The 3,999-nt window shown below is 63.2% G+C and carries 5 protein-coding genes; 4 read left to right on the top strand and 1 reads right to left on the bottom strand.

Translation table 11 applies throughout. The annotated features are described in order from the left end of the window. Window positions 1–1,136: efflux RND transporter permease subunit (locus EOA86_RS25475; RefSeq protein ID WP_164891972.1), on the top strand; the 1,136-nt coding region annotated here is incomplete at its 5' end. Between the two features lie 16 nt (window positions 1,137–1,152). Then, window positions 1,153–2,307, top strand: a complete 1,155-nt coding sequence (locus tag EOA86_RS25470; protein WP_128344206.1) for an efflux RND transporter periplasmic adaptor subunit — start codon at window positions 1,153–1,155, stop codon at window positions 2,305–2,307. A 36-nt stretch (window positions 2,308–2,343) separates the two neighbouring features. Here EOA86_RS25470 and EOA86_RS41310 read toward each other — a convergent pair whose 3' ends face one another. After that, on the bottom strand, window positions 2,344–2,472 hold the full coding sequence (locus EOA86_RS41310; RefSeq protein WP_281035697.1) for a hypothetical protein: 129 nt from the start codon (window positions 2,470–2,472) through the stop codon (window positions 2,344–2,346). A 65-nt stretch (window positions 2,473–2,537) separates the two neighbouring features. Between EOA86_RS41310 and EOA86_RS25460 the strand changes: the two genes are divergently transcribed. Continuing rightward, the gene (locus EOA86_RS25460; protein WP_128344205.1) at window positions 2,538–3,275 is read left to right on the top strand and encodes a GntR family transcriptional regulator; all 738 of its coding nucleotides are present in this window, start codon (window positions 2,538–2,540) and stop codon (window positions 3,273–3,275) included. A 59-nt stretch (window positions 3,276–3,334) separates the two neighbouring features. Next, on the top strand, window positions 3,335–3,999 hold a 665-nt coding region (locus tag EOA86_RS25455; RefSeq protein WP_164891971.1), incomplete at its 3' end, for a mandelate racemase/muconate lactonizing enzyme family protein.

Here is a 3,999-nt window from a genome sequence, read left to right as displayed (position 1 = left end):
ATCTGACCGGTCGCGGCAGCGCTGCGCTCAACGACGTGACGCAAGCCGTGCTGGCCGAAGCGCGCAAACAGCCCGAGCTCAACCCGCAGCAATTGTTCTCGTCGTTCTCGACCTCGACGCCGCAGTTCAACTACGACCTCGACCGCAACAAGGCGAAACTGCTCGGCCTCAGCCTGCCTGACGTGTTCAACACGCTGCAGATCTACCTCGGCTCGCTCTATGTGAACGACTTCAACCTGTTTGGCCGCACCTTCCGGGTGACGATCCAGGCCGACAAGGATGCGCGTGCAGGTGCGGCCGACATTTCGCGGCTCTATGTGCGCAATGCCTCCGGCGGCATGGTGCCGTTGAGCACGCTCGGCAAGCTGGTGCCTATCGTAGGCCCGGAAACCGTCCCGCATTACAACAACAATGCGTCGGCCCTGATCAACGGCGGTGCCGCACCCGGCTTCTCCTCGGGCCAGGCGGTCGCCGCGATGGAACGGGCCGCTGCCACGGCACTGCCGAAGGATTTCGGCTACGAATGGACTGGCATCACCTATCAGGAGCTCAAGGCCGGATCGATCGCCTCGATTGTCTTCGGTCTCGCCATGGTCTTCGTCTTCCTGATCCTCGCCGCCCAATACGAGAGCTGGGCCATGCCCTTCATGGTTCTGCTCGCGGTGCCGCTTGCCCTGTTCGGTGCCTTTGTCGCCTTGTTGATGCGCGGCATGCAGATCGACGTCTATTCGCAGATCGGCTTCGTCATGCTGATCGGGCTGGCGGCGAAGAACGCCATTCTGATCGTGGAGTTTGCCCGGCGCCGGCGCGAGGAAGGCCTCGGCATCGTCGACGCCGCAATGGAAGCGGCGCGCCTGCGGCTGCGGCCCATCCTGATGACCGCCTTCGCGTTCATCCTCGGCGTGCTGCCGCTGATGTTCTCCACAGGTGCTGGTGCAGCGAGCCGCCAGTCGATCGGCACCACCGTCTTTGGCGGCATGGTCGCAGCGACGATCCTGTCGCTGGTGTTCGTGCCGGTCTTCTATGCGGTGATCGAGCAGCTGCGCGAGCGCGGCAGCAAGAGCGAACCCGTTGCCGAACTGACTGAACCCACTGCCGAACCCGCTTTCGAGCGATTGGCCGAAGCGGCCGAATAGGATTGGAGAATTGATCATGCGTAAATGGAAAATTGCATTGGGAGCGGCGGTTGCCGTTGGGGCGATCTCGGTGGCCAGCGTTCACTTGCTCGACATGGGCAATTTCGGGCTCAACGCCGGTACGGCAGGAGCGGCAACGCCCGAACCCGCGGCGTTTGTCATGCCGGTGCCGGTGGTGAGCGTCGTCAAGAAGACGATCCCGATCTATCTCGACTATGCCGCCCGCACAGAGCCGATCCGCAGCATCACGCTGCAAGCGCGCGTGCCGGGTTATCTGCAGGAGCAGGTCGCGCCCGACGGCAGCGATGTCAAGAAGGGCGACCTTCTCTACAAGATCGCTCCAGAGGATTTCCAGGCCGCCCTCGACCAGGCGAAGGCTCAGGTCCAGCGCGACGAAGCAACGCTCGACTATGCGCGTTCCAACCTTGGTCGCGGCACCGAGCTCGCCAAGAGCGGATACATCGCCAAGGATGCGTTCGACCAGCGCACCAGCAGCTTGCGCGAGGCCCAGGCCTCGCTCGCCGTGAACCAGGCGGCTGTGCGGACCGCCGAGCTCAATCTGAGCTATTCCGAAATCAAGGCGCCGTTCGCCGGGCGCGTCGGCCGCAACCAGGCCTCGGTCGGAACGCTGGTCAGCGTCGCCGGCACTGTGCTCAACACGCTGGTGCAGCTCGACCCGATCTATGTCACCTTCAATCCGAGTGAAACGGATCTGGTGCAGATCGAGGAAGCCCGCGCGGCGGGGCCCGTCGAAGTCGACGTCCTGCTTCCCGGCGATACGGAGCCGCGCCAGAGAGGTCAGCTCACCTTCATCGATAACACGATCGATCGTTCGACCGGCACCATCACCGCACGGGCGACGATCGGCAATGCCAAGTTCACACTGCTGCCGGGCCAATATGTTCGCGTCAGGCTGCACATCAAGCAGCAGCCCGATGCACTGATGGTGCCGCAGACGGCGTTGGGATCGAGCCAGCTCGGCAAATACCTCTATGTCGTCGGCAAGGACAACACTGTCGACCAGCGCATCGTTTCGCTCGGGCCGACCAATGGCGATCTGGTGGCCATCTCGAGCGGCGTATCGGAAGGCGACCAGGTGATAACTGGCAATCTGCAGAAGATCGGCCCGGGAATGCCTGTCTCGCCGCTGCCACAGAAACCGACCACCTGATACCCCCCATCAGGCCCGGTCCAGCGGCGCCCCCGGCTATGCCGAGGGCGCCGTTTTGCTGAGCAGTTCGACAAGGCCGGCGACATCGGCGCGATCGGCCTTGGCCGCGAGCATGAACGCGCAATAGGGATCGGAAAGCCGGACCGAAATCTGCCCGAAATCCATAGATACCTGTTGTTAAATTGTCGACAATCTGCTTCTCTGCTTCCGGCACCTTGTGGAGTTGAGGAATGGGGAAGCTGGATTTTGCTCCGATCGCGAACACGACAAGACGCGCCGAGATCGTGGCGTTGCTTCGGCGTGCAATCCTGAGCGGCCAGCTGGAACCCGGGCAGAAACTGAACGAACTCAGGATTGCCGAGCAGATGCGGGTGAGCCGCGCACCGCTGCGCGAAGCGATGCGTGAGCTGGTCCAGGAAGGCATCCTGACCAGCATTCCTTACGCGGGAACCTTCGTCATTGATGTGACCGCCAAGGACATCGACGACGCCTATTCGCTCAACAAGGTTCTGGATGAGTTCGCCATCGAACTGACCTGGCCGCTTCGCGACCAGCGGTTCTTCGATGAGCTGGACCGGCGCCACGAGGCGGTGAAGCAGGCGACGCGCGACCGCGACACCACAAGGCAGATCGAAACGGCGCTGCAATTGCACGGCCTGATCCACGAATGGGCCGACAATTCGGTTCTGCTCGAGACCTGGCAGCGACTGACCAGCCGGCTGCAGATGTATTTCGCCCTGCATCAGCGGGCGCGCAAAGAGCCGGTGCCTGACGAAGACATCCACAAGACCTATGTGCGGTTGCTGAAAGGCGCCGACATGCGCGCCGCACAAAGCCATGCCCGCGAGCATATCGGCCTCGACTTCGAAGAACTGCTCGCCTATGCGCGCAGCCTCGAACAGCGCGACTCCAAGGGCGCCAAGGCCGATCGCGCTGGCCCGACGCGCAACCGGCCGGACGGCAGCTGAGTCGACAGAAGCCGCCAATTGCGGCTTCGTCAGGACATCACAGACAACGGACAGAGAAATTGCAGATCAAAACTATCAAGGCCTACCATGTCGTGCAGCCCTTCGTGGACGGGCCCTATCGTATGTCCAAGGGTCGTGTCGCCGACGCGTTCGACGCGGTGATCGTCGCCATCACCGCCGACAGCGGGCTGACCGGGTGGGGCGAGATGGCGCCGCTCGGCAATTTCTACTCGCCGGCATTCGCGGCCGGCACTCGCGCCGGCGTCATCGAAATCGCACCGCATCTGCTCGGCCACGATCCCCGCGCCTTGGCCAGTATCGGCAGGCTGATGGACACGGTGTTCAAGGGCCATCCCTACATCAAGTCGGCGCTCGACATGGCATGCTCGGATCTCGCGGCACGCGCCGCCGACATACCGCTGGTGACGCTGCTCGGCGGGCGCGAGAGCGAGACGGCAGAACTATACAAGGTCGTTACCCATGGCACGGTCGATGCGATGGCCGCACTTGCCAAGCGCATCGTCAAGGACGGGTTTCACCGGCTGCAGGTCAAGGTCGGCGGCAACGTCCATGACGATATCGAGCGCGTCACCGCGGTCGCCGCTTCGGTGCCGAAGGGCACCGTCATCTTCTGCGACGCCAATGCCGGCTGGACGCCCTATCAGGCGCGCCAGTTCACTGACGCGACGCGTGCCATCGACTACACGTTCGAGCAGCCCTGCAC

It is taken from the genome of Mesorhizobium sp. M5C.F.Ca.IN.020.32.2.1 (assembly GCF_004023105.1).
GTDB classification, from domain to species: domain Bacteria; phylum Pseudomonadota; class Alphaproteobacteria; order Rhizobiales; family Rhizobiaceae; genus Mesorhizobium; species Mesorhizobium wenxiniae.
This window is presented reverse-complemented; position numbering and strand designations above follow the sequence as displayed.

Excerpts from the sequence above, each read along its gene's own strand:
- EOA86_RS41310 (WP_281035697.1), bottom strand. The coding sequence starts at position 2,472 with ATGGATTTCGGGCAGATTTCGGTCCGGCTTTCCGATCCCTATTGCGCG.
- EOA86_RS25470 (WP_128344206.1), top strand. The coding sequence starts at position 1,153 with ATGCGTAAATGGAAAATTGCATTGGGAGCGGCGGTTGCCGTTGGGGCG.
- EOA86_RS25460 (WP_128344205.1), top strand. The coding sequence starts at position 2,538 with ATGGGGAAGCTGGATTTTGCTCCGATCGCGAACACGACAAGACGCGCC.